Annotated in this window: 1 protein-coding gene; it reads left to right on the top strand. The window is 68.8% G+C overall.

The features are described from left to right. Positions 1-258 precede the first annotated feature (258 nt). A complete protein-coding gene (locus tag GWK18_RS12785) occupies positions 259-1,485 on the top strand; it encodes an IS110 family transposase (protein ID WP_123824996.1) in 1,227 nt (408 codons plus the stop codon). The last annotated feature ends 20 nt before the right edge of the window (positions 1,486-1,505 follow it).

Genomic DNA, 1,505 nt, shown 5'->3' with positions numbered 1-1,505 from the left:
CCCCCGTTACCTTCTTCCCAGCTCGTCCGTCCATCAGGATGGGAGGGTGCTGACCGGCCGGTCCTCGGCATGATCGTTTGCCCCCAGTCACCCATGATCCGGGGGGTGTTGTCACCGAGGACCGGTCCGGTGGTCACGGATCGCTGATAGAGGCGCGACCTTCTTCTTGAGGGACCTTCGTAACGTGGATGCCGAGCGTGACCACCTCCCGGCCGGCCAGCATGTGCAGATGCCGGTGCAGTAGAAGGGAATGAGTCCATGGCGGAGCAACCACTGCCGGCGGTGTTCGTCGGCCTCGACGTCGGCAAGTCCGAGCACCACGCCGTGGCCGTGACCACTGCTGGGAACACGGTCTACGACAAGTCCCTGCCCAACGACGAGGCTCGGCTGCGGGCCATCCTTGAGGAGCTGGCCACCGTGCACGGGCCGGTGCTGATGGTCGTGGACCAGCCGGCCACCATCGGGGCGCTGCCGGTGGCCCTCGCCCAAGCCACCGACGGCGTACACGTGGCGTACCTGCCCGGGCTGGCGATGCGCCGGATCGCGGACCTGCACCCGGGCGCGGCCAAGACCGATGCCCGCGACGCGGCGATCATCGCCGAGGCGGCCCGCACGATGCCGCACACCCTGCGCGACATCCGGGTGGACGAGGAACAGATCGCCGAGCTGGGAGTGCTGGCCGGCTTCGATGATGACCTCGCCGCCCAGATCACCGCGACCTCGAACCGGTTGCGAGGCATACTCACCCAGATCCATCCGGCACTGGAGCGGGTCCTGGGGCCGCGGGTGACGCACCCGGCGGTGACCGACCTGCTCAGTCGCTATCCGACCCCGGGGAAGCTGCAGGTCGCCGGGCGCGGGCATGTGCGGGCGAGGCTGAAGAAACACGCACCGCGGTTGGCCGAGGCCCTCACCGAGGAAATTTTCACCGCCCTGGGGCAGCAGACCGTGGTGGTCGCCGGAACCGAGGCCGCTGCCACCGTGATCCCGATCCTGGCCGGGCAGCTGGCTGCCCTCACCGCTCAGCGGACGCAGGTGGCGACCCAGATCGAGGCCCTCGTGGAGGCCCACCCTCTTTCCCCGGTCCTGACCTCGATGCCCGGCGTCGGCGTCAGGACCGCCGCAAGGATCCTCACCGAGGTCGTCGGCAAGGACTTTCAAGATGCCGGGCACCTGGCCTCCTACGCCGGAATCGCCCCCGTCACGAGACGGTCGGGAACCTCGATCCGCGGCGAACACGCCCCGAGAGGCGGGAACAAGAGACTGAAGCGGGCGCTGTTCCTCTCGGCCTTCGCCTCACTCAGCCACGGTCCCTCGAGGGCCTACTACGACCGGAAACGGGCCCAGGGCAAACGCCACAACCAGGCAATCATCGCCCTGGCCCGCCGCCGGACCGACGTCCTCTACGCGATGCTTCGCGACGGCACCCTCTACCAAGACCCCACCGAGTCTCAGACCCCGTCACCGGTGGCCCTGGCCGCTTGACGGAAACCATAGAGGCACCC

It is taken from the genome of Kocuria sp. JC486, assembly GCF_011602805.1.
GTDB lineage: Bacteria > Actinomycetota > Actinomycetes > Actinomycetales > Micrococcaceae > Kocuria > Kocuria soli.
The sequence above is the reverse complement of the archived record's forward strand: the minus strand, read 5'-3'. Positions and strand labels throughout refer to the sequence as shown.